Genomic DNA, 25,525 nt, shown 5'->3' on the forward strand with positions numbered 1-25,525 from the left:
CGTAATAAATTACGCCCGGAAAAAGGAGGTTTTAATTGAACCATTACTGTAGACATGTTGTTTTAATCAACTGATAACCATAAAATTAAAAAATAGTAAAAAGATGAGCCATAAGATCAATTTAGCACTGCAAATCATTCCTTCGGTGCCTTCAGAACAGGTATATGCGGTAGTTGACGAAGCAATTGCAGTGATTAAAGATTCCGGTGTAAAATACAGGGTATGTCCTTTTGAAACGGTGATGGAAGGAACCTATGAGGAGCTGATGGAAGTAGTGCGTAAAACCCAGGAAGTATGTTTTAAGGCCGGTGCATCCCAGTTATTAGTGTATATAAAAATGCAGATAAGAAAAGACGGGGATGTTACCATTGAAGAAAAAACAGGGAAGTATGACAGCATATAACCATTTTTTTTTATCTTACTCACCGAACTAAAGGAGAGCCATAATATGAGATACGCCGCCCCGTTGGATGATAACTCGAAGATTGTAACGAACCTGGTCATCATTATCACGCTAGTGTTTTTATGCAGACAGATGACGGATGTTTCGCATGATGCCGTTACCACTACCATGTTTTTGTTTATCCTGGTACCAGCCATCCTGGTGGCCTGGTGTCTGAGCCCCCGGTATTATATTCTAACGGCTACGACTATACTTATCAAGCGGCCGCTGCATAGCATCACTATCCAGCTGGAAGATGTGGTAAGATTGAGAAGCGTTACGGAAGAAGACCTCGGCACAAGCTCCCGCTTACTGGGAATAGGAGGCATTTTCGGGTACCTCGGTACCTACCGTTCCAGTGAAATAGGGAAGTACCAGCGCTGGTGTACCAGCCGGGAAAACCTGGTGCTGATAGAATCACTCAACAGGAAATGGCTGATCAGCCCTACCGGTGCAGATGATTTTGTAAAGCGGGTGAATGCCACTATTAATGTACCTGCTTAAAATAGCCGTGCTGAACTGAAAAGGGTTCCGGCTCCATCACCTGGCTACCCGGGAGTGGGACCGCCCTTACTTGCCGAATGCTTCTCCAGTGCCCCGGACTTGCGTATATCATGGATCATCCATGCACTATCTATACTGTTCGCATGCACTCCTCATGGACTCCCCATGGACTATCAATGCACTATCCATGTAAATAGCTTAAAAAAGAGCGGCTGACCCTCAAGCCTCATTTGACTTTTGGATCAGCCGCTGCAATACTCCTTATCATATTATTTAATGGAAGAAGAGATATCCAAGTAATATTGCGCAGAGCATGCCAAAGAAGTCGGCAATCAGTCCGGCGGCCAGGGCATAACGTGTAAGCTTGATGTTTACCGAGCCAAAGTACACTGCCAGTACATAAAAGGTGGTTTCCGTGGTACCCTGTATAATGCTGGCCAGTTTGCCCACGAAAGAATCCGGTCCGTGCGTTTTCAGGATATCCACCATCAGCGCGCGGGCGCCTCCGCCACTCAGCGGCTTCATAAAAGCTACCGGCAGGGCAGGCACAAAATCCGTATTGAACCCCATTGCCGCAAACAGCAGCCCGATTCCGTTGGTGATATAGTCCAGGCAACCGGTGGTCCGGAATACGCTGATCGCTACCAGCATACCCACCAGGTAAGGAATGATTCTTACAGATACCTGGAATCCCTCTTTCGCCCCTTCAATAAAGGCATCGTATACATTGATCTTTTTCACGATCCCCGCCACCAGGAAAATAATGACGATGCTGAAAATGATCGCGCCGCCGAGGGAAGCCGTTTTAGGGCCTATCTCCGCAGGAGGTAAACTACGTACCCAAAAATATAAAGCAGCCATGATCCCTGCAAACAGGGTCAGGAATACCAGCACAGGTAATTTAAAGAGATTGATTTTTTGGTAGATGGAAACCACAAACATCCCCATGATAAAAGCCATGAACGTGGATATCAGGGTAGGGATGAAGATGTCTGCCGGGTTAGCCGCGCCTGCGGCCAGCCGTATGGCAATAACAGAAGTCGGGATCAATACCACGCCGGCAGTATTCAGCACCAGGAACATGATTTGCGGATTACTCGCTTCTTCGGGCTTAGGATTGATTTCCTGCAGCTCCTTCATGGCTTTCAGTCCCATTGGCGTAGCAGCGTTGTCCAGCCCCAGCATGGTGGCGGAGAAGTTCATCATCATGGACCCCATCGCCGGATGCCCTTTGGGCACTTCCGGGAACAACTTGGAAAAGAAAGGGTTTACCAGCCTGGAAAACCGGTTGATCATCCCGGCTACCTCGCCAATCCGCATGATACCCAGCCATAAAGTCATGATACCAGCCAGTCCCAGTGAGATCTCCGCACCGGTTTTAGCACTGGCAAACATGCCGTTCATGATCTCCCCGAAGATAGACGCATCATGTAAAACTACTGACTTGAAAAGTGCTACAACAAATGCAATAAGAAAAAATCCCAGCCATACGTAGTTTAATGCCATTAGATTATTGGTTTATTCAATCAACAAATAAACTAAAATAAACCTATCTTTGCGCAAATTTTAAAAAATGGCTTTGCAAGTTGGAATTGTAGGATTGCCGAATGTAGGAAAATCGACTTTATTTAATGCGGTGAGCAACAGCGCTAAGGCGCAGGCCAGTAACTACCGCTTCTGTACTATAGAACCTAACGTTGGCCAGGTGGACGTACCTGACGAACGTATGCATAAACTGGCAGAGCTGGTAAAGCCTGACCGCGTGGTGCCTACTACCATCGAGTTTGTGGACATTGCCGGCCTGGTAAAAGGCGCCAGCAAAGGAGAAGGTCTGGGAAACAAGTTCCTGGCCAATATCCGTGAGGTAGATGCTATCGTGCACGTGATCCGCTGTTTTGAAGATGAAAACATCCTCCGCGAAGAAGGCGACATCAACCCTGTCAGCGATAAGGAAATCATTGACACCGAATTACAGCTGAAAGACCTCGACAGCGTGGAGCGTAAAGTAGCCCGCACCGAAAAAATGGCTAAAACCGGTGGCGATCCAAAAGCAAAGATCGAATTTGAAATACTGAAAAGATGCCAGGAACACCTGGAGAAAGGCCGTAACATCCGCGAACTCGGTCTTAGTAAAGAAGAACGGGTAGCCATTGCCGACCTGTTCCTGCTCACCGAAAAGCCGGTACTGTACGTTGCCAACGTAGATGAAGCCTCCCTTCATACCGGTAACAAATTTTCACAGGCCCTCCAGGAATCTGTGAAAGCAGAAAATGCACAGGTAATTATCATGAACAACACCATCGAAGCACAGATCTCCGAAATGGAAGATCCGGCCGATAAAGAATTGTTCCTGGGAGAATATGGTCTCACTGAACCTGGATTGAACCGCTTAATCCGTTCTGCCTATAACCTGCTGGAACTGATCACTTACTTCACTGCCGGCGTGCAGGAAGTACGTGCCTGGACGATCCATAAAGGCTGGAAAGCACCACAGGCCGCCAGCGTAATCCACACCGATTTTGAGAAAGGCTTTATTAAAGCCGAAGTAATTGCCTACGAAGATTACGTGAAATATGGATCTGAAGCTGCTGCCCGTGATAATGGCCGCCTGCGTATTGAAGGTAAAGAATACATCGTTGCCGACGGAGATGTAATGCACTTCCGTTTCAACGTTTAAAAATACTTCTGGATAAGATCCACGAAGGTTACAACAAAAAGACGGGCCGGCCTTCCGGCCCGTTGCTATGTTACCCCTAACGTATATGCATATATTAATTATATAACCCCCGCGCTCCGAATTCAAAATTCTTTTATTAGCTTAGCCACCTATTTTTAATGTTAGCTCATGCGTATTGTCAGGAACGTAAAACTTTTTTTCCGGGAAGGAAACTCGGATAAGACCTATGAAATCGATCTTTGTGAAGTTGGCCCGGAACAGTATATTGTTAACTTCAGATATGGTAAACGCTTTGGTACGCTGAAAGACGGCACCAAAACAGTAAGCCCCGTAACATTATCTGCCGCCACCACTATATTCGATGGTCTTGAAAAAGAAAAAAGAAGTAAAGGTTATCTGGGAGAACAGGAAGCTGTTCAGGATCTGTCGTTTACACCGGTAGACACTACCCTCGTGGAAAATGTGAAGCACCGTGCCATCCTGAAAAGATTACAGGATGCGGTGGAAGGGAAAAGCAGCTTTAAAACTGCCTGGAGAACCTCCCGTGTAATATGGCGGGCCGGTGAAGAAAAGATAAAGGAAGCAGTGCCCTACCTGATCAAGCTTGTGGAAAAAGGCGACGGACTGCAACGCTATGCAGCCCTCTGGGCGCTGGGCAAGTCGGCCGATCCCGCCGCAGCACCGGTGCTCCGTTCTTATGCCGATAACAGCTCCCGCCCGCTGAACATCCGGATGCTGGCCGCCAACGGCCTGTTACTGGTACTGCCGGCGGAAGAACGCGCAGAACATGTGCGTTCCTACCTCCAACGGCTCCCCGAAGTTTTCCAGCAGGCAGTTGCCAAAGGAAATACAGAAGAACTGCTGGCACTGCTGCAGCAACGGGTGATCACACAACAGGAGCAAAGTTATCCTTTGCTGGAAGACTTATACATCGTAGCCTTTGAACAGCCCGCAGTAAGGATTGCCATTGGCAATCTCCTTATGCACCTGCCTTTGAGGCCGTCCTGGTTCCAGCATATCCGTCATATCTTCAAACAGGCGGAACTACGCGGCGATCAGGGAATCGTTGCCATCCTGGCCGCCCGTTTTGAAAGGGAAAATGCCATGTTCAGGAATCCGGGTACAAGAATAGATTACAACGATAAACCGTTTGTTCCTGCCACTTACATACACGAACTGGAAGAATCTGTACAGGCAGATAAGGAACTGAAAAAGCCCACCAGCAGGGTAGCCTTTTCAGACAGAACCCGTAATTACCTTCACTACCGCGTATTCCGTAACCTGCGCCAGTTCGGGGAACAAAACGACGACCATTACGTTCGCCTCGCCACGGCCCTGTTGCTGCAATATGAAGAAAGCAGGGATGCAGCCAAAGAATACCAGACCCGGGAACATACCTGGGTGAATGGCCGCTACGTGAGTTTCTACCGCCAGTTCCCGGCTAACTCGAAGTTGGTATACCTCAACTATATCCTCCGCGGAAACGCCGCCAACCTGCAACTAACGCCTGATCGTAAGGAATGGGTTTTCAAAGACGAGGAAACACCTAACGCACAGGGACAAACGAAACCGGTACTCGGTGCCAACCCCGACGCTGCGAAGGACAAAGGCGGCCTGCTGAAAAAACTCTTCGGCTGGCTGGGTGGGGAGAAGAACCTCACCGCATCCGCCGTACCGCCCGAATATAAAGCCACACAGGCATCTTCACCAGCAAAACCGGTGAGCGATGTACCTTTTCTGCCGCTATGGCAAAAGTTACCACAGGCTTTTATCCAGCTGCTGGTATCCGCCCGCATGGAAGTGATCCACATCTTTGCGATGGAGCAACTGAAAGCCCACCCGGATTACAATGCCCTGAAAGATAAAATGGATGAAGGCGTGATTGCCGGACTCCTCGCCAACGCATTCTCCATTCCATCTATGTTTGGTCTGGAACTGGCCAAAGAAAGATATGATCCCGCCAATCCGTCGTTGCGGTTATTATATATATTGGTGATGAGCCCACTGGATCTGGCCCGCCTGCAGGGTTTGCAGTGGATCAACGACAATGAAGCCGTTTGCTTTGCGGACATGGATTTCCTCATGCAGCTGGTATTCTCACCATATAAAGAGGTGCGTAATTATGTCCGTAAACAACTCAAACCGGTGCACTTGCCACTGGATAAGATGCGGGTTCTCAGCGCAAAAGCAATTACTGCACTGCTGGCGCTGAAAACATCTACACCAGCGGGTAATGAAAACCTCAACGACGGCTGCGATATCCTGGAACAATATTGCCGCGAGGCACTAACGGAAACGGGTATGCCGGATATAGAAGCATTGCTGCAAAGCCCCGTGCCAGCCGGTCAGGCTTTCGCTGCGAGGCTGCTGCTCCTGAAACAGGGACAGTTTAACTTCAGCGAAGTATCTGACGCTATGCTGAAGCGCCTCATCAGCAATGAGTTCCAGCCGGTAAGAACCGCTGGCGTAAGAGTGCTGGAAGCAATAGGCACGGATGAATTGTTGAGAAGACCGGAACTGGTACTCCATATATTATTAAGTACGTACACGGATGTACGGAACGCAGTGCGTCCCCTCATCAGCCGGTTGGTGCAGCAGGATAAACGCCTCGCCGTTTACCTGGTCAATGAACTGGTGCCGTTGCTCATGCGTAAGGAAACTGCCGAAGGCATGCATGCGGATATTGAAGCCACTCTCAGCAATGAGCTGGTAGACTATTTACAGGACATCGACACGGCTACTGCATTACGCCTGTTGTACGCCAACTACAGATCGGCACAGCAGTTCGGATTGCTGGTGCTGGATAAGTATATCCCGGCATCGGCTTTATCCCTGAAACAGGTGATTGCCGCCGGTAACCACGAGTTGCTGAAAGTAAGGGAGTGGAGCTGGCATTTCTATTACAACAACGCGGCGCGTATCCGTTTTGAAAGGGATGCCGCCATCGGTATGCTCGATGCAAAATGGGACGACACCCGGCAGGAGGCCATGGAGTTTTTCCGGACGCAGTTTACAGATAACGACTGGTCGCCGGAAACACTGGTGGCAGTGGCCGACAGTGTACGCCCCGATATACAGGCATTTGGCAGGGAACTGCTGCTGCGTTTCTTCCGCGAACAGGACGGGCAAACTTACCTGTTGAAACTTAGCCAGCATCCAAGTGAAAGCATGCAGTTATTTGCCACCAACTACCTGCAGCAATATGCCGCCGGCAACCTGGTGTTTTTGCGGGAGCTGGAACATTATTTCCGGGTGGTACTGAGCCGGGTAAATAAGGCCCGCGCTGCAAAGGAACGGATCTTTGCATTCCTGGAGAAGGAAGCTATGAAATCCACAGAGGCAGCCACTTACATCGGTCATATTATTGCGCATATATCTGCTACAGTAGCCATTGGCGACAAAGCCCGCTGTATCGCCATCATGCGCAGTATACAGGAACGGTATGCGGTGGAACTACCTATTGAAATAGTGCCAACAGCGATTAGAGTATCCTAAAAAGTAATCCATTTATGTTATTCAACTACAGATACAGCGGAAACTCCAACGTGTACAGCAATGCCACTGCTGCGGGCATTTCTTTTGCACCGGATACCCGTCGTGATCCCACTTTTTTTGTGGGCAAGCTGCATAAAAAAATAGCCTTCCGGGAAGCCATTTCCGCCCTGCACGATGTAGTAGTGTCTGATCTGCGCTTTAAACCGAAAGATAAAACAGCCTATAAGGAATGGGCCGCCCAGCAGGAAACGGTGTGGCTGGCGGAATTCATGAACGGCTATGATATGCAGGCCGCTGATCAGCGGATAGAGGCCCTGAGGGGAGAGCTCAACAGTATTTACCAGGAGCAGGACAAAGTGATGGCTCCGTTTTATAAAGCCCGCAAACATTATTTCGATTATTTATACCAGAAGGACCGCGACACATGGTTTGTGCTGGACCCGGTAATCAGCGTGCATCCGGATGAACTGTTCTTTGAATGTTTCAGCCAGGATGAATCTACCTACGGAAAGCTGAGTGCCAGTTATAATGTTTTTAAAGAAGTGAACGAATTTGAATGCGGTACTACCAACATTGATTATTCCGCTTCTTTATATAATGAGTTCCAGAAGATCCGTGATTATAAGGAAACAGATTTTAAGATTGATCCGGGAGGCTTCCAGGTGCAAACCTCGCAGGAGGAACTGTATCATGAAGTAAAGATCGACTTACCCGATAGCTGGGTGAGGGGATTTCTGCAGGTAAGCTCTGCGATGACGCTGCCCGCAGCAACGTTTGACCTGCACCCGATGGATGTGTATAATTTCTGCTCCTGGCTGCGGCGGTTCAAAGAAAAACGCGGTCCCCGTTCCATCCGTTTTATACTGGAACCAGGCAAACCGGTACGTGCCGTGTTTGAACCGTGGAACCAGGAAATCGTATGTGCGAGATCGTTATACACCGGCCCGCAAAGCAGGGAAATCAGGATATGGGGGAGAAGACGGTTGCTGATCCTGGAGAGGCTGATTCCAATTGCAAAGAAATTCACCGTGCATCTTACCGGCAACGGGCTGCCATCCTTTTATGTGGCGGACCTCGGGGATATGCAGTTTACGCTGGGGCTCAGCGGATGGACCGCCAACGACTGGTCGCGCGCCGGGCAGTTCGACCTCATGGCGCCGAGAGCAGATGTGAATGACCTGGCAAAGCTCACTGTTTATGAAGACCTGAAAACCAGGTGGATGGCCAAACCGGAAACAATTGTGGCCGCCACTGGTCTGGACAGGGCTACGGTATTGGGCGCACTGGGAATTTATACCCAGGCAGGCAAAGTAATCTACGATCTGCACACGGGCTTTTACCGTCTTCGTGAGCTGAGCCGTGAACCATTGCCGCTGGACCAACTGCGCTTTGCCAATCCACAGGAAGGGGAAGCCACCAAACTGGTGCAGGCCGGAAAAGTGGAGCTAACGGCTACCGACATCCCGGGAGTAGGTTTGCAACTGAAAGGAACTATAAAAGGTGCGCAACGTATATACCATCCCGTTATTACCATTGATGCGGATGAAAGATTGAGTAATGCGCACTGCGATTGTAATTTTTATAGTACGAATAAATTATACAAGGGGCCGTGCGAACATATGCTGGCACTGCGTATAGCGCATTCGGAAAATAAAGCGGTAAAATAATTTAAGGAGGTGTTTTATTTCCGGAAATTATTTTCTACCTTGCTGACTCGTTAATAACAAAGATCTTTGTAAAGAGGAATTGATTGCACTTGCGCCCGAAAAGGGACGAATGATGTTTCGTCATTCAGGTATTCTGACTATACATGCTTCACTAAATGCAATCTTTACTTTGGGAGGGGCCTACTGTACGCATATTTCCAGTAGAAGCCCCGGGGGCTGAAATATGCGTACAGTAGGCCCCTCCCTGGAGTTGATTGATTTAGTCAATGGTTTGCACGAAGGCCTTTTCCTCTTTACAGAATTTTGTTTCCCCTCTCAGCAGGGCTGCACCGCCGGCCATTTTCCACCTCCTTTTATTTTATACACCCGGATATTTATTACGGATATACTCCGTTATCAAAGTCATGAAACTGAATAAATACAAACATATTTATCATGTCCTTAACCCGTCAACAACTGTACGATAAGATACGTGCATCCTCTAAAGAGGAATATATATTACAGGAAATGACACGCCTGGGTTTCTGGGCCGAAAACGTTGCGCAGCCTTCACCGGCGGCTACGCTCATCCAGAAGGAAAAGGAGGTGCGCCGGCAACTGAACGATCTTCTCAGCGAGCGGCAGAAATACCGCAACAAACGGGCAATGCTGGAAGACATGCGCAAAGCCCGCATGGCAAAAGCCAAACTGAAAAGAGAAGAAACAAAACAACGCCGCGAAGCTGCCCGGAAAGAAAGAGCTGCAGCATGGGCCATTACCAAAGAGCAACAGATTGTATATCTCGGTGAAGAGGTATCTGCCGGCTTAAATAAAGTGACGCCGGATGTAGCGCAACTGCAAAAGTTCGGACTGCCCGTATGGGCCGACGCTACTGCATTAGCCACCGCAATGGGAATCACCATCGGCAAACTGAGGTATTTATCGTTTAACCGTAAAGTGGGGCACCATACCCACTATCAACGTTTTCAGATTCCCAAAAAATCCGGCGGCGCCCGCACCATTTCTGCGCCCATGCCACAGCTGAAAGCCGCACAACACTGGATCCTGGAAAATATTCTCTATAAAATAAAAAATGATGAATCTGCCCACGGCTTCGTACCGGGTAGATCCATTGTTACCAACGCGGCGCCACATACCGGTCAGGATATTGTGATCAACATCGATCTGCGCGACTTCTTCCCATCCATCGCATACAAACGTGTAAAAGGATTATTCTGTAAACTCGGATACGCTGAACAGGTAGCTACCATACTGGCGCTTATTTGTACAGAACCCGAAGTAGATGAAGTATTGCTCGATGGCCGCAAATACTATGTAGCTAAAACAGCCAGGCATCTCCCGCAGGGAGCCCCTACCAGCCCTGCTATTACAAACCTGATCTGTTATAAGCTGGACAGGCGTTTTGCAGGTTTGGCGGCAAAATACGGATACGCCTATACGAGGTATGCAGACGATATGACTTTTTCCGCCAAAGGACCCGCTGCAGATAAAGCTGGGCAGTTATTACGCGCGGTGAAAATGTTTGTAAAAGAAGAAGGCTTTACCATCCATCCGGATAAATTAAAGGTGATGCGTAAAGGAGATAAGCACGAAGTAACAGGCATCGTGGTAAATGAAAAGCTGAGCCTGGACCGTACTACCCTGCGTAAATTCCGCGCCCTGCTGCACCAGGTTGAAAAAACAGGTTTAGCTAACAAAAGCTGGGGCAAAGGAAAAAATATTATCAGCAGCATGGAAGGCTACGCCAACTTTGTATACATGGTGAAACCCGAGCTGGGCGCAAAGCTGAAAGCCACGCTGGGCACATTGTTACAAAGGGAAGATATTAAAGCAGAAGCCCGTGGTTTATGGACGGGAGAAAGCACCTCGAAAAAAATTACGCCATTGGTAAATGCCACACCGCTCAACAATCCAACCGCCTCATCAGACAAACCCTGGTGGGATGTAGTATAGCAACTGACTAACAAACATAAAAAGCCCCGGGTATTATTTTCTGATCAGAAAACAGTATCCGGGGCTTCTTCTTTTTATAAATTATAACCGATAGAAATATAGCCTTGCATGCCAACAGTAGGATTACCCCACGACTGCACATATTTCTTGTTCAGGATATTGGCAGCGCCCAGTTTTGCTGTGGTTTTAGCCTTCGGGAAAAACTTGCTCACCATCGCATCCAGTGTGCCATAGGCAGGAATTTCACTAAGACCTGCAGCATTTAAATTAGGTCCTACAAAAGACGATTGCCATATGAAGGACTCCTGCCATTTCCATAATATATTAAAAGCAAAATTGGAATTGGCAATGTTGCGGTTACCGAAATTCAGGCTGTAGCGCACCTTTGGTGTGTTGTACATGGTCATGAACGAGCCCAGGTCTTTTTCATTGGTGAGTTCATTATAAGAGATGTTACCACCGGCGGTGAAATTAAGCGGCAGGCTGTAATCCAGTCCCAATGCCCATCCCCAGGAATGTACTACTTCTGTGGCGCTTACCGGCACAGAGAATATATTGTTTTTTGCAGGATCGGCGGTGGGTTGTACCAGCACCTGTGTACCATTCATATTTTTGAAATCATTTTTATAGATATAAGCATCCACCAGCAATTGTTTTGCGATCACTGCTTTATAACCTATTTCATATGCCTGGATCCTTTCCGGGAGAAACTCACGGAAAACATACTGTTTAGGAGCGCCCGCCTGTACTGACTGGAGGGAGAACACCGGTCCTTTATCCAATCCATAACGTTCGCGGAGGAAAGGTAATCCGCCGATGAGGTGTGCCTGCGGCGTCACGAGATCGATATACTGATCCTGGTTGTGCGGGATGCGGAAACCTGTTTGATAGGAAGCGCGGATATTGTGCGTACCGAGGAAAGTATATACTGCCGACAAACGCGGACTGAACTGGCCTTTGAAGTTCATGTTCTTGTCATAACGCAGGGAGCCGGTCAGTTTTACGTGATCGTCTATCAGCTTTTTCATGATCTGCACATAGCCGCCATATTCATTGATGCGGAATTCCTTGCCGTTGTCGTCCACTGCAAACAGTGTTTTTTCGGAGTTCAGCGCATAGCGGCGGTAGTTACCGCCTACCAGTATTTCTGCAAAGTGAATCAGGTTATGAAAGTTGTACATGAACTCTGCCTGATACAGGTTGGTTTTATCGGTAAACTTAGCGCCTACACCGGAAGCGTCGCCGGGGATGGGTTTGTTCTTCACCTTATCTGCGGCAGCATCAAACTCCGGTGTGCCGGGAATCAGGCGGCCCTTGTCGGCGTTGGTTCTGGCAGCGCCGATGAAATTGGCCTGTTGCGACTGAACGGCCGCCTGGGCGGCAGCAAATGCAGCAGGAATTCCTTGTCCGAGGTTATTGGTAAAAGTTGTTTTAAAAAGATTGCCTGCTGCAAGGCCGTAAGTACCGAAGTATTCAGTATACCATTGCTGGCTGGTTTTCCAGGCTTCATTGATACCGGAAGCCAGCGTACCACCGGCGTAGCTGTCGCCCGCCCTTTCCTGCGTAGTATATAATCTTACATAGAAGTCAGGGCTCTTCAATTCCACTTTATACTGACCCATGTTGAAGTTTTTCAGGGAATAGCGGTCAGCTCCCGTATACACGGTGGTACCGGAACCATAGCTGCCCTGCAAAATGGCTTCGAGATTGGTGGTTAGCCGGTAGTGCAATGCTGCGTTGAGTTTCAGGTTTTTGGTGGTATAATCTACTACGTCCGCTTCATTGTAACCGGTGCGGGTTACGTTCGACATATTCTGCGGAGGCAGGATAGCGTTATATAATTGATCCGGTGTGAGGGCGCCTCCCAGTTGCTGTGATAATGCAATCATTTGTGGCATCAGGGAAGGTTTCAGGCCGGTGTACATATTTACCGTATTCTCATCTCCATATACATTCACCCCGTTATAGCCTTCATTATTGGCGCGGGTACCGTTTTCGAGGGTATGACCGTTTGCCAGGCTCTGATCCCGGTGGTCATATGCCTGCCAGTCCTTCGCCTGTAAATAGCCTACGTTCAGCTTAAAGGCCACCTTATCACTAAAGGCATGCGCATAACGTACAGACACATCGTAATAGCCGGTAGTGGCGGTGGAGCGGCCGGCATCATTCAGGAAGCCGGTTTTTACGAGGGCGCTTAATCCCTGGTACTGGAAAGGATTTTTGCTGTTCATCAGCAGGATGCCGTTGAGGGCATTGGGACCATACAGTGCGGAAGCTGCGCCGGGAATGAGTTCCATGTTGTCGAGGTCCACTTCAGGAATACCCACCATGTTGCCCACCGCAAAATTGAGGCCGGGCGCCTGGTTGTCCATTCCGTCGTTCAGTTGCAGCACGCGGGTGTTACCATTGCTGTTAAAGCCGCGGGTATTCACTGATTTAAATGTTAAGCTCTGGGTGCTCATTTCAACGCCTTTGAGGTTAGCCAGCGCATCGTAATAAGAAGGTGCGGGAGAGGCTTTCAGGGCGCGGGTGTCCAGCTTTTCGATAGACACCGGTGATTGCAGGATGCTTTCCTGTGTACGGCTGGCGGCAACTACTACTTCCTGGCCGAGGATTTCGGTGGAGCTGAGTTCTATCGCCACTTTATCAGTAGCGGAAGAAATTTGCTGTTCCTCCGTTTTAAAGCCTACGTAGGAAAACACCAGTGTTAACGGGAACGCATGTGTGGTTCTGAGCGTGAAAGCGCCTCCGCTGCCGGTGATCGTACCGGTATTGGAGCCTTTAACTGCTACGGTTACACCAGGCATGACGTTGCCGGAACCTTTTTCGCGTACAGTACCATTAATGGAGACAGGGTTTTGGGCCGAAATTATCTGGGTTAGGGATAATAAAAGCACCAGACAGCCAATGAAGGCTTTGATTAGAATGCTTCTCATACACGATGGATTTATAAAAGGTTTAGACTCGGTTTAAATAAATATAACGAAAAAAAACCGCATATAGCCATCGGGAGTGCAGGGGATTAAAATAATAATGCAGCAGGGTCATCCTGCTGCATCTATCTTATTATAATACCTTAAAAATCAATGTGCTGTTATTGCATCCATTCCTGTAATATGTTCCCGATTTTTTCAAATTCTATCAGGAAACCATCATGCCCGTACGAAGAATCTATTTCATGATAAGTAGCATGTGGCAGATGTGCGGCCATGAACTGCTGTTCTTCCGGCGGACACAGAATATCGCTGCTGATCCCTATCAGCAGGGTAGGTTGCTGAATGTGCGAAAGGGTAGTGGTAATATCTTCATGACGGCCACGGGCAATATTATGACTGTCCATTGCTTTTGTGAGCAGCCAGTACGACTGTGCATTAAAGCGTTTTACGAGTTTGTCGCCCTGGTAAATGATATAGGAAGAAGCCCTGAAATTATCGGTCTTCTCTTTATCTTCATCGGATTGGGCGCGCACAAAGGTCCGGTAGTTGCGATAGGTAAGCATACCAATAGCCCTGGCGGCTTTCAGCCCTTTCGATCCTGCGCTGTGGCAGTTGTCTTTCCAGGTATCATCTGCTTCAATGGCCAGTCGCTGTGCCGTATGAATAGCAATACCCCAGGCGCTTTCTGCAGCTCCGGTACATAACAGGAACAGGCGATCAATAACAGCCGGCTCCTGCAACGACCATTCCAGTGCCTGGTAACCGCCCATAGAACCGCCGATCAGCAGGTGGATACGGGGAATTTCCAGGTACTGCCGGAGCAGGATATGCGCCTGTACCATATCGCGGATGGTGATGGTAGGGAACTGCCGGTACCACGGATGGCCCGTTTCCGGGTTGATAGTATGAGGGCCGCTGCTGCCATAGCAGGAGCCAATGATATTGGCGCACACAATGAAATGCCTGGCAGGGTCAATCGCTTTGCCGGAACCAATTAAGCCGGTCCACCAGTCAGCCACATCACTGTTGGCGGTTAAAGCATGACATACCCAAACCACGTTACTGCCATCTTCTTTCATCGTACCATATGTATGGTACGCGATATGTAATCCCGGTAATACTTCCCCGGATTCTAACCGGAATGCTGTTTGACTGTGAAATACCTTTGCCGACAATGCTTCTTCGAATTTGCGCAAAACTACAATATCAGAATTAAAAATTACAAAATACACCCGATGAATTACGAATTAGGGAGGAATGACGGCCACTGCATAAATCCTGATGGTTTTATTTTATCTTTGTTGAAGATAACCTAATAATCATGAAGATAGCATTACAAAGAGTAGATGACGGATTTAATATGGAGGCAGTAGATGAAGGCGGCCACAAAGTACTGATGGACTCATCTCTGGAAAATGGCGGTAAGAATAACGGAGTAAGACCTATGCAAATGGTGATCATGGGCCTGGGTGGTTGCTCTGCCATTGATGTGATGATGATCCTGAAGAAACAACGCCAGGAAGTAACAGATTTCCGTATTGAAATAGACGCAGAAAGAGAAAAAGGAAAAGAACCTTCTCTCTGGGAAACAGCTCACCTGGTATTTCATCTCAAGGGTAATATTGATCCCGATAAAGCAGCACGCGCTGTAGAATTGTCTATGAACAAATATTGTTCTGTAGCGGAAACCCTGCGTCAGGGTAATACCAAACTGACCTGGGAAGTGAAACTGAACGCTTAAAATGCTGTAATTACCATATCCATGAGCAAAGATAGAAATCAATACCAACCGGATACCAATGCGGTAAGAATGCAGACGCCAAAAACGGACCAGATGGAACACTCCGTACCCATGTTCCTGACCTCCAGTTTTTGTTTTGATAACGCAGAAGAAATGCGCGCTACCTTCGCGGATGAAACAGACTTTAATATCTACAGCCGTTTCAGCAATCCCAATGTAGACGAATTTGTACAGAAGATGTGTGCCCTCGAAGGAGGAGAAGCCGGGTATGCCACTGCATCGGGGATGAGCGCTATTTTTGCCAGCTTTATGGCACTGCTCAAAGCCGGCGACCACCTGCTGTCGGCCCGCTCTATCTTTGGATCTACCCACACTGTGATCACGAAGTTCCTGCCTAAATGGGGTATTGAAACTTCTTATTTTGATATGACTGATCCCGCCGGTATTGCCGCCATGATAAAGCCCAATACCCGGATGATCTTCGTGGAAACGCCGTCCAATCCCGGTCTTGAGATCATTGACCTGGAACTGCTGGCCGGCATTGCCAACAAGCACAATATCATTCTGAACGTAGACAACTGCTTTGCAACGCCTGTACTGCAACGTCCTATTGAATACGGCGCCCACCTGGTTACCCATTCGGCTACCAAATGGATCGACGGGCAAGGACGTGTACTGGGTGGAGTAGTAGTTGGAAAGGCAGAACTGATCAAGGAAATCCATACTTTTTGCAGAAGCACCGGCCCGGCCATGTCGCCATTCAACGCCTGGGTGCTGAGTAAAAGCCTGGAAACCCTGTACGTGAGGATGGAACGTCATTCGGCCAGCGCCCTGAAACTGGCGGAGCGCCTGCAAAGTAACCCGCACCTGCTGTCGGTGAAATATCCTTTGCTGACCAATCACCCGCAATACAACATTGCGAAGAAGCAAATGAGCGGCGGTGGCGGTATCGTATGTTTTGAGCTGAAAGGCGGCCTGCAACAGGGCGTTCGTTTCCTGGATGCGTTACAGCTCCTTTCGCTTACTGCTAACCTGGGAGACAGCCGCAGTATTGCTTCCCATCCTGCCAGCACCACCCATGCAAAGCTCTCTGATGAAGAACGGGCAATTGCCGGTATAACGCCAGGGCTGATACGCATTTCCGTAGGACTGGAAAATATTAAGGATATCGTGGAAGATATAGAACAGGCATTAGAGAAGAGTAAATAAAAATAATCACGGAGCTGGCTGAAAGGGAACACGGGATAACAATCCTGTATAACTTTTTAGTCAGCTCCGGTTGCAAAGCCCCCACAGTACTGGCATGAATGTCCCGATGCACCGGCATGTGAATAAAGAGCCCCTTCAACCATTTGAATAAATAGTTTGCAGTATCACTGTCATTAACCCCGTTACCTGATAGATATTCCCCCATGAAAAAAATATTATTACTGCTTTTATTGATAAGCGCAATCCCGTTGTTTGCAACAGCGCAAAGTAATTATGATCATAAGGTGATTGCGGTGCTGCCATTCAGGGCCGTTTTTTCAGAATACAGGCATCTGGCCGATAGTAATGTAAAAGAGTTCCGGGCGCAGGAATTAAAGCATGGGATGCAATTGCAGGAGGCTTTGTATCAAACCATCATCAGCGACACCAACCGCTTGCTGGTAGAAGTACAGCCCTGGGAAACCACTGATTCCATTCTGCAAAAAGCCGGGGTGGATTTTTTGAAGCTACCCTATATGGATATGTCTGCCATTGCGAAGGTATTAAAAGTGGACGCCTGTGTCCTGAGTATTATGGAACGCCGTAAGCCCCATAAAAATCCCTTTAATCTCGATGTAGCCCTGGCGCAGGCTGCAATCAATAAAATAAAAAGGGAAAACAAAATATTTATCTTCCACTTAATCGACGGAAAATCCGGCAATGAGATCTGGACCTATTCGCAGGAGATGAAGGCAAATGACCTGACAGTGGATAAAGACAACCTCATATTCTCGCCGCTGATCTTTAATGCGTTCAAAAAACGATTCCCTTATTGTGACTAACGTTCTTCTTTTTTGAACTTTTCTACTTATATTAGAATCATGAAATCCTTTGCCCATTTTCTCCTGATCCTTCTCCTGGCTTATGTAGCAGGTATGGTGCTGCCCTGGTGGAGCGTAGCGCTCGTGGCCTTCCTGGTAACGTTGCTGATGCCTTTATCACCGGGTAAATCATTCTTCAGCGCCTTCATGGGCATATTTGTGTTATGGATGATCCTGGCTTTTTATATGGATGTAAGAAATGATCACCTGCTGGCCAATCGGATGAGTGAAATGATATTGAAGGTGCGGAGCGCGCCGCTCATGGGTGTAGTGAGTTCGTTTATCGGCGGACTCGTAGCCGGCTTTGCCGCCAGTTCTGCTGCGTTTATCCGTGCCGCAAAAAAGCCCGCCTGATTACTTATCCAGGCTGTTAAAATTCTGATAAAACAGCTTATGCAGGTACCCCGTAAGCTGTTCGCCGTTACATTTGGAATATGAAGAACTACCTGTCTGCCCTGTTTTGCATTTTCATTTCCAGCTACTGCCAGGCTATTGCGGTGAAAGGCCGCGTAACGGATGATAAAGATCAACCGCTCCCATTTGCTACCGTTTTCATAAAAGGAACCACCACCGGCACTACTACCAACGCTGCCGGCCAATACCAGCTTGATCTTGCGCCTGGCCAGTATACCGTGGTATGCCAGTATATCGGTTTTAAAAGAACAGAACTGCCGCTTAACGTAAACGCCTCAACGCAGATACTCGACTTTCACCTGCAGCCCGTTAATATGCAGATAAAAGAAGTAGTGGTGAAAGCCAACGGAGAAGATCCCGCCTATGCCATCATCCGGCAGGCCATTAAGAGGCGGCATTTCTACCAGGAACAGGTGAAAGAATATACCTGTATGTCTTATATCAAAGGCACCATCGGGATGAAAAATGTTCCGGGAAGATTCATGGGACAGAAAATAGATAAGAAAGAAATGGGGGTAGACAGTACCGGGAAAGGCATGATATTCCTGTCGGAATCTGTTACTAAAATATCGGCACGGTTGCCGGATAAAATAAAACTGGAAGTAATTTCCTCCCGCAAAAGTGGCGGCGGATTTGGTTTAAGCTTCCCTGCCATCATCAGCTTCTATGACAACAATGTTTCCGCCGTTATCACGCAAATGGGCCCCAGAGGCTACATTTCTCCCATTGCAGAAAACGCATTGGCCTATTACAAATACAGGTTGGAAGGCACTTTTACAGAAGAAGGTAAAACCGTTAATAAAATACAGGTGATTCCCCGCCGGAAGCAGGAGCCCCTGTTTTCAGGCTATATCTTTATTACAGACGACGACTGGCGCATTCACAGCACAGACCTGATCCTCACCAGCGAATACCAGCTGGAACTGATGGATACACTGGAGATCCGCCAAACCCATGTACCCGTTACTGCCGACATCTGGCGCGTAAAAGACCAGGTGATGCACATCTCATTTAATAAGTTTGGTTTCCGCATGGGTGGCAGCTTTGTAAATGTATATTCCGATTATAACGTACATCCTGATTTTCCTCCTAAGTTTTTCGATAATACTTTCCTTAAATATGACTCCGCTTTTGATAAACAGGGACATACCTACTGGGACAGCATCCGGCCGGTGCCGCTGGAAACCGCTGAGGTAAAGGATTACCACGAAAAAGACAGCATCGCCAAAGCCGCGCGCGACTCTTCTTTTTCCCGCTATCACCTCGACTCCCTGCAACGCAAACAGAAACCGGTGAAAGCAATGGATGTACTCTGGAACGGCGTAAAACATAAATACTATTTCCGCCGCGACAGCTCCATACAATATCATTCCCTCGGCGTAAAAGGACTGCTGAAATCGCTGAAGTATAATACCGTGGAAGGACTGGTCATTGCACTGGAACCGGATCTCAACATCTATACCGGGGAAGAAAGCAGTTTACGTATCACCCCTTTTCTGCGGTACGGATTGAGCAATACTCACTTCAATGCCTATACGCAAATTGACTATAGTAACAGGAGTAAAGTACAAAAGCGTTATGGCCGCAACGACTGGTCGCTGGCAGGAGGGAAGCGCGTTTCCCAATTCAACCAGGACAATCCCATCGACAATATTGCCAACGAGTTTTATACCCTGTTCCTGAAGGAAAACTATATGAAGCTGTATGAAAACTGGTTTGGTAAACTACGCTACACACGTACATTTCAGACCAATGACCGCCTGTCGCTCGGCGCTACCTATGAAAGCAGGAACCCCGTAGAAAATACCACCGACTTTGTAATCTTTAAAAACGACCGTAAACAGTTTACGCCCAACCACCCTTATGAGCTGGCCAATGTGCCCTTTGAAAAGCACCAGGCGTTGATACTGGATGTGGATTTTACCTTCCAGCCCGGTCAACAGTTTGTGGAATTGCCCGACCGCAAAATTCCCTTTGGCTCCAAATACCCCACGTTCAAAGTGGGCTATAGCAAGGGGATACCCAATGTGGCAAACAGTATTGTTGATTTCGATAAATGGAGTTTTTCCGTGCAGGATAATATGAACTTTAAGTTGCTGGGTGAATTCCGCTACCGCCTCGGAGCAGGTGGATTCCTGAACGACAGGAACGTACAAATACCCGATTACCAGCACTTCAATGGCAACCAGACCTTCTATAACATGAAGTACCTGAACAGTTTTCAGCTGGCGCCGTATTATCAGTATAGTACTACCGCTCCGTTTTACGCTACCGCCAATGTGGAACATCATTTTAATGGTTTACTCACCAATAAAATTCCATTGTTCAACCGCCTGAAATGGAACCTGGTAGCCGGCGCCAACGCATTTTATGTAAACAGCGATAATAACTATGTAGAAGTTTTCGGGGGGATTGAAAATATTCTGAAGATGATCAGGGTAGATGTGGTAGCGGGTTATCAGAGTAAAGAAGATACCCGTATAGGCGTCCGGGTTGGCTTTGGTGGTATCCTGGGTAATATGGTGAAGTTTAAAAACTAACCGGCACTGATTCCGGGGACCTGTTACCACCTGTTATTGCTTGCCAGGTAACAAAATCCCCGTATCTCATCATTCACAAGACCGGTTCTAAAATTTCTTCCTGCTCTTTATTTCTTTCTTTTCGTCAAAGAAGTATGCCAGTAACCTGTAAATCCAGATACCAACAACTGCATAAATAAAGTAAGTAATGTAAATACTCATAAAATAACATTTTCGGGTTAAACAATATTGCTTCTCTTAGTCAATTTTCAAAAAGGGTGCCAATTGGGGTTGTAACGTGTCCGCAAAGATATATACAATAATTATCAAATAGTTATAAAAAGATAAATATTTTTTAGATCTCCGGTGAACCTTTGGTTGAGTTAATTCGTTAGTAAGGTAAGTATATTTTGGCCCAGCGTAGTACACATTTTACTCACACGTTGGTGCCAGAATGAAGCGTCATCCTTTGAACCATCCGGTATGAGAAAAATCGCCCTCATTGTGCTGTTGTCGGGAATTATCCTGGCGGCAGCCGCCTACATTACGGAAACAAATGACCTGCCCGGTGCGGCAGAACTGAGAACTCCCGGCTTTATCGGTTACATCTTCATTATCAGCGCAATAGCCTGGTTTTCCTTACATATTCTTTACCAGTGGGCGAAGAAATCAGATCCTTATCACTACTGATATTCAGTGAATTTTGCTACCTTTGCGGCCTAAATCAATTGTTCTTTTACGATTAAAGAGGGTTGATTGGAGTTTTGTTCGCGACGCAGGCGTCCTTAAAATTTCAAGCAATTATGGCATTACACAACAGAGTATCTGCCGCCGAACTGAAAGTACGGCTGGCCAATGAAACGTTTAAACGCGTCACTGTTTCTTTCTACCAGTACGCAAAAATCCCCGATCCACAGGCATTCCGTGATCAACTGTACGAATCGCTTTTCCAACTCGGCACTTTCGGACGTATTTATGTAGCACACGAAGGCATTAATGCCCAGGTGAGCGTTCCCGAGCATCACTTTGAGGCATTTAAGCAACAACTGTATGCTATCGACTTCCTTAATGGCATCCGGCTTAACATTGCCGTGGATGATGACGGCAAATCCTTTTTTGTGCTGAAAATCAAAGTCCGTGAAAAGATCGTGGCCGACGGCATTGAAGATCCCACCTTCGATATGGCCAACCGTGGCCGTTATGTGGATGCCGGTACCTTCAACGAACTCACTGCCGATCCGGATACCGTGATCGTGGACATGAGAAACCACTATGAGTATGAAGTCGGACATTTTGAAGGCGCCATAGAAGTGCCCTCAGATACTTTCCGTGACCAGCTGCCGATGGCGGTGGACATGCTCGCAGATAAAAAAGACAAGAATATCATCATGTACTGCACCGGGGGAATCCGTTGTGAAAAAGCATCGGCTTACATGCTGCACAACGGCTTTAAAAATGTATTCCACCTCGAAGGCGGTATTATTGAATACACTAACAAGGCCCGTCAGCAAGGACTTCCCATTAAGTTCAAAGGCAAAAACTTTGTATTCGACGACAGGCTCGGGGAACGCATCAGCGATGATATTATCAGTCACTGCCACCAGTGCGGAGCGCCCTGCGATACGCATACCAACTGCCTGAATGATGGATGCCACCTCCTGTTTATTCAATGCGAATCCTGCGCAAAAAAGTATGATGGCTGCTGCAGCGAATCCTGCCAAACCACCCACGCATTACCTCCGGAACAACAGGCGGAACTGCGCAAGGGAGTGGAAAAAGGGCTGATGTTCAATAAATCCAGAAGGAGAAAAATAGAATAAAAAATCCGCCCCGCGTTGTTTCTTCTCGGCAGGGCGGAGTAGCTGACCATAAAATTGAATCGGCCGGATCACTCCGGCCTTTTCTTTTCTATGACCATTCTATCAACCTATATGCGAACTAAAAATGTAAACGTGTAGCCATTCGAGTTATAACATACTAAATGAAACGACTACACGCCATTCAATCCATTACATCTGATCCTTCTTATTTTTATAAGCACCGTAGAAAATGATCGGGAATACCAACAGCGTAAGTACTGTTGCAGTAATAAGTCCGCCAATTACCACGATGGCCAATGGCTTCTGTGTTTCAGATCCGATACCATGTGATATAGCTGCCGGAATCAAGCCTATGGCCGCCATCATGGCTGTCATCACCACCGGCCGTATACGGCTCTGCACACCCAGTTTAATCGATTCATTCAACGATAGTTTTGCCTCCAGGTTTTTATGGAATACGGAAATGAGGATCACTCCATTCTGAATACAGATACCAAACAATGCAATGAAACCCACACCTGCGGAGATGCCAAAGTTCATATTGGTAACATGCAATGCCAGGATACCACCTATCAGTGCAAACGGCACGTTCATTAACACCAGCCCTGCATCCTTTACACTGCCCAGCATAATAAACAACACCATAAAGATGGCAATGATACTGATAGGCACTACCTGTCCCAGTCGTTGTGTGGCGCGCACCTGGTTTTCAAATTCACCCGTCCAGCCAATGCTGTAGCCTTTCGGTAGTTTCACCACCCGGTTGATTTTCGCCTGCGCTTCAGCAATGGTGCTGCCGAGGTCGCGGTCACGAACAGAGAACTTCACGCCGATAAAACGTTTGTTACTGTCGCGGTAAATGAAAGCCGGTCCCGTAATGGTTTTGATCTCTGCGATCTCTTTCAGGGGTATTTTATTATTGTTGATTGTAGGCACCATCAGGTTGGCCAGGTCATCTTCCGTTTTGCGATAGTTCTCATCATAACGGATACGGATATCGAATTTTTTCTCGCCTTCATACAGCTGGGTAGCCGTTTTACCGCCAATAGCCATTTCAATAACTGCCTGCGCATCACCGGTGGCTACGCCATACTGGGCCATTTTATTGTCGTCGAGATTGATGCTCATTTCAGGCTGACCAATATTCCGGATCACCCCAAGATCTTTAATACCCTGCACTGTTTTCAATTGCGCTACTACCTGTTGTGAGAGCGATTCCAGCTTCACGAGGTCATCTCCAAAAATCTTCACACCGTTGGCGGCCTTGAATCCGGCCACTGCTTCAGAAACGTTGTCGCTGATAGGTTGTGAGAAGTTGAGGATGATACCCGGGTATTTCTTCAGGCGCTGTTCCATCTGGGAAATCAGTTCGTCCTGTGTAATCTTGCGTTTCCATTCATCCTTCGGCGCCAGGTCTACCTGGTATTGTACAAAGTAGAAGCCGTTGGGATCTGTACCATCATTGGAGCGGCCTACCTGCGATAATACCCTTTTTACTTCAGGGAACCCGCCGAGGTCCTGGCGGATATCATGCGCCATTTTGGTGCTTTCTGTGAGCGACATACTCATGGGCAGTTCGGTGGTTACCCACAGGGAGCCTTCATTCAGTTGCGGAAGGAACTCTGTTCCCAGAAATTTGGCGGAAACAAAGGTGAGCACCATGAAAGCCAGTGCCAGCGTAAGACTCAGGCGTTTATTCCGGTAGGTCCATCCGAATCCTTTCATTACAAAACGGTCAAAGAAATTCACCAACGGGTTGTTTTTCTCTTTCACGTTTTTATTGAGCAGTATAGAACACAGTACAGGCACCAGTGTTAAGGTGAACAGTAATGCGCCCAGTAAAGCAAATCCCAGCGTCCAGGCCAGTGGCGAAAACATTTTACCTTCTACTTTCTGGAAAGAAAATATGGGGATCAGGGAGATGATGATAATGAGTTTAGAGAAGAAGATGGCTTTGGCCAGTTCTCCACCGGTTTGCTTGATCCAGCCCAGCTTCGCCATTTTGTTGAACCGCTCCATGCCAAACTTGTGGGCCTTATGGTCCAGCATCACGAAGATGCCCTCCACCATTACCACGGCGCCATCTATGATGATACCGAAATCGATCGCCCCCATCGACAGCAGGTTGGCGCTCATGCCTTTCAGGCGTAAGCACATAAAGGCAAACAACAGGGCCAGCGGAATAATGATGGATACAATCACGGTGGTGCGCCAGTCGGCCATGAACAGGAATACGATCACCGTTACAAAAATGATCCCTTCAGCGAGGTTGTGCATCACCGTATGGGTGCAGAACTCCATGAGGTTATCACGGTCGTAGAACGTTTCCATTTTAATATCATCGGGCAAAATGGTTTCATTCAGCTCCTTCAGCTTCTCTTTCAGGCGGGCGAGCACTTCTGTCGGATTTTCTCCTTTACGCATTACCACAATGCCTTCTACCAGGTCGTCGTTGCTGCCTATGCCTACCTGGCCTACACGCGGCGCGGAGGCTTCGTGTACGTTAGCCAGGTCCTTCACCAGGAGGGGCACGCCATTGATATTCTGAACAATGATGTTATTGATATCGGGAATACTGTTCAACAGGCCGATACCACGCACTACATATGCCTGTCCGTTCTTTTCAATTACGTCGCCGCCTACGTTCACATTACTTTTGGTAACGGCCTGGTATAATTCCAGTGGCGTGATATCGTATTTGGCAAGTCTTACCGGGTCAGCGGAGATCTCATAGATCTTTTCCTGTCCGCCGAAGGCCACTACGTCGGCAACACCGGGCACGCTGCGGATCTGCCGGTCTATCACCCAGTTTTGCCAGGTGAGCAGGTCGCGGGAGTCGCGTTTGCTGCTTTTCAGGTAGTACCGGAATATCTCACCGGTAGGGCCATAGGGCGGCTGTACTTCGGGATCGGCGCCCTCCGGCAAACTGATACTCTGCAACATGTTGTTGACCTGTTGCCGGGCGAAGAAATCTTCTACGTCATCGTCAAACATGATCTTTACTACAGATAATCCGAACATGGTAACAGAGCGTACGCTGGTTTTCTTCTGTACCGCATTCATAGATACTTCTATGGGCAGCGTTACAAAGCGTTCCACTTCCTGCGCGCTGCGGCCGTTCCATTTGGTTACAATCACTATCTGTGTATTGGTAACGTCGGGGAAGGCTTCAATGGGCGTATGCAAAAATGAGAATATGCCTGCTGCGATCAGCGTAGCCACACTGATAAAAACAAACAGTTTGTTTCTCAGCGAAAAAGCGACAATATTTCTAATGAATTTATTCAT

Annotated in this window: 17 protein-coding genes; 13 read left to right on the plus strand and 4 right to left on the minus strand. The window is 47.8% G+C overall.

Annotated elements, in window-relative coordinates; genetic code table 11:
- Window positions 1–103 precede the first annotated feature (103 nt).
- Both V7S65_RS07820 and V7S65_RS07825 read left to right on the plus strand, forming a co-directional pair.
- Window positions 104–403, plus strand: coding sequence for a thiamine-binding protein (locus tag V7S65_RS07820; RefSeq protein ID WP_336388628.1), 300 nt, complete (start codon window positions 104–106; stop codon window positions 401–403).
- A 45-nt stretch (window positions 404–448) separates the two neighbouring features.
- Window positions 449–946, plus strand: a complete 498-nt coding sequence (locus tag V7S65_RS07825; RefSeq protein WP_079467404.1) for a PH domain-containing protein — start codon at window positions 449–451, stop codon at window positions 944–946.
- Between the two features lie 273 nt (window positions 947–1,219).
- On the opposite strand, the gene V7S65_RS07830 is transcribed toward V7S65_RS07825, so the two are convergent.
- Complete coding sequence (locus V7S65_RS07830; RefSeq protein ID WP_111578107.1) at window positions 1,220–2,452, minus strand: nucleoside recognition domain-containing protein; 1,233 nt, start codon at window positions 2,450–2,452, stop codon at window positions 1,220–1,222.
- A gap of 67 nt (window positions 2,453–2,519) precedes the next feature.
- Between V7S65_RS07830 and ychF the strand changes: the two genes are divergently transcribed.
- From ychF to V7S65_RS07850, 4 genes are all read left to right on the plus strand, one after another.
- The gene (ychF, locus tag V7S65_RS07835) at window positions 2,520–3,623 is read left to right on the plus strand and encodes a redox-regulated ATPase YchF (protein WP_079467402.1); all 1,104 of its coding nucleotides are present in this window, start codon (window positions 2,520–2,522) and stop codon (window positions 3,621–3,623) included.
- A gap of 168 nt (window positions 3,624–3,791) precedes the next feature.
- Window positions 3,792–7,118, plus strand: coding sequence for a HEAT repeat domain-containing protein (locus V7S65_RS07840; RefSeq protein ID WP_336388627.1), 3,327 nt, complete (start codon window positions 3,792–3,794; stop codon window positions 7,116–7,118).
- A gap of 14 nt (window positions 7,119–7,132) precedes the next feature.
- Entirely contained in the window at window positions 7,133–8,785 is a 1,653-nt protein-coding gene (locus tag V7S65_RS07845) for a hypothetical protein (RefSeq protein ID WP_079467400.1), read from the plus strand.
- Window positions 8,786–9,220: 435 nt separating this feature from the next.
- On the plus strand, window positions 9,221–10,738 hold the full coding sequence (locus V7S65_RS07850) for a reverse transcriptase family protein (protein WP_111578110.1): 1,518 nt from the start codon (window positions 9,221–9,223) through the stop codon (window positions 10,736–10,738).
- Window positions 10,739–10,812: 74 nt separating this feature from the next.
- Here V7S65_RS07850 and V7S65_RS07855 read toward each other — a convergent pair whose 3' ends face one another.
- Together V7S65_RS07855 and metX are read right to left on the minus strand one after the other, a co-directional pair.
- Complete coding sequence (locus V7S65_RS07855; RefSeq protein ID WP_336388626.1) at window positions 10,813–13,674, minus strand: TonB-dependent receptor; 2,862 nt, start codon at window positions 13,672–13,674, stop codon at window positions 10,813–10,815.
- A gap of 158 nt (window positions 13,675–13,832) precedes the next feature.
- Window positions 13,833–14,870: a homoserine O-acetyltransferase MetX gene (gene metX / locus V7S65_RS07860; RefSeq protein WP_336388625.1), complete on the minus strand. Its 1,038-nt coding sequence runs from the start codon at window positions 14,868–14,870 to the stop codon at window positions 13,833–13,835.
- A gap of 125 nt (window positions 14,871–14,995) precedes the next feature.
- Here metX and V7S65_RS07865 point away from each other — a divergent pair, with 125 nt between their 5' ends.
- The 7 genes from V7S65_RS07865 to trhO all read left to right on the plus strand — a co-directional run bounded on the left by V7S65_RS07865 (window position 14,996) and on the right by trhO (window position 22,237).
- On the plus strand, window positions 14,996–15,415 hold the full coding sequence (locus tag V7S65_RS07865) for an OsmC family protein (RefSeq protein WP_079467397.1): 420 nt from the start codon (window positions 14,996–14,998) through the stop codon (window positions 15,413–15,415).
- A 21-nt stretch (window positions 15,416–15,436) separates the two neighbouring features.
- Window positions 15,437–16,624 carry an O-succinylhomoserine sulfhydrylase gene (locus V7S65_RS07870; RefSeq protein WP_336388624.1) on the plus strand — a complete coding sequence of 396 codons (1,188 nt, stop codon included), beginning with the start codon at window positions 15,437–15,439 and terminating at the stop codon, window positions 16,622–16,624.
- Window positions 16,625–16,827: 203 nt separating this feature from the next.
- Window positions 16,828–17,445, plus strand: a complete 618-nt coding sequence (locus V7S65_RS07875) for a hypothetical protein (protein ID WP_336388623.1) — start codon at window positions 16,828–16,830, stop codon at window positions 17,443–17,445.
- Between the two features lie 39 nt (window positions 17,446–17,484).
- Window positions 17,485–17,838, plus strand: a complete 354-nt coding sequence (locus V7S65_RS07880; RefSeq protein WP_133256181.1) for a hypothetical protein — start codon at window positions 17,485–17,487, stop codon at window positions 17,836–17,838.
- An 80-nt stretch (window positions 17,839–17,918) separates the two neighbouring features.
- Window positions 17,919–20,438, plus strand: coding sequence for a DUF5686 and carboxypeptidase regulatory-like domain-containing protein (locus V7S65_RS07885; RefSeq protein WP_336388622.1), 2,520 nt, complete (start codon window positions 17,919–17,921; stop codon window positions 20,436–20,438).
- 462 nt (window positions 20,439–20,900) lie between these two features.
- Window positions 20,901–21,107, plus strand: a complete 207-nt coding sequence (locus V7S65_RS07890) for a hypothetical protein (RefSeq protein WP_336388621.1) — start codon at window positions 20,901–20,903, stop codon at window positions 21,105–21,107.
- Window positions 21,108–21,220: 113 nt separating this feature from the next.
- Window positions 21,221–22,237: an oxygen-dependent tRNA uridine(34) hydroxylase TrhO gene (gene trhO / locus V7S65_RS07895; protein ID WP_336388620.1), complete on the plus strand. Its 1,017-nt coding sequence runs from the start codon at window positions 21,221–21,223 to the stop codon at window positions 22,235–22,237.
- Window positions 22,238–22,426: 189 nt separating this feature from the next.
- Here the strand turns inward: trhO and V7S65_RS07900 are convergent, their stop codons facing one another.
- Window positions 22,427–25,525, minus strand: a complete 3,099-nt coding sequence (locus V7S65_RS07900) for an efflux RND transporter permease subunit (RefSeq protein WP_079467391.1) — start codon at window positions 25,523–25,525, stop codon at window positions 22,427–22,429.

Origin of the sequence: Chitinophaga sp. CCNWYY40, assembly GCF_037483205.1 — a bacterium.
Classification (GTDB): domain Bacteria; phylum Bacteroidota; class Bacteroidia; order Chitinophagales; family Chitinophagaceae; genus Chitinophaga; species Chitinophaga ginsengisegetis.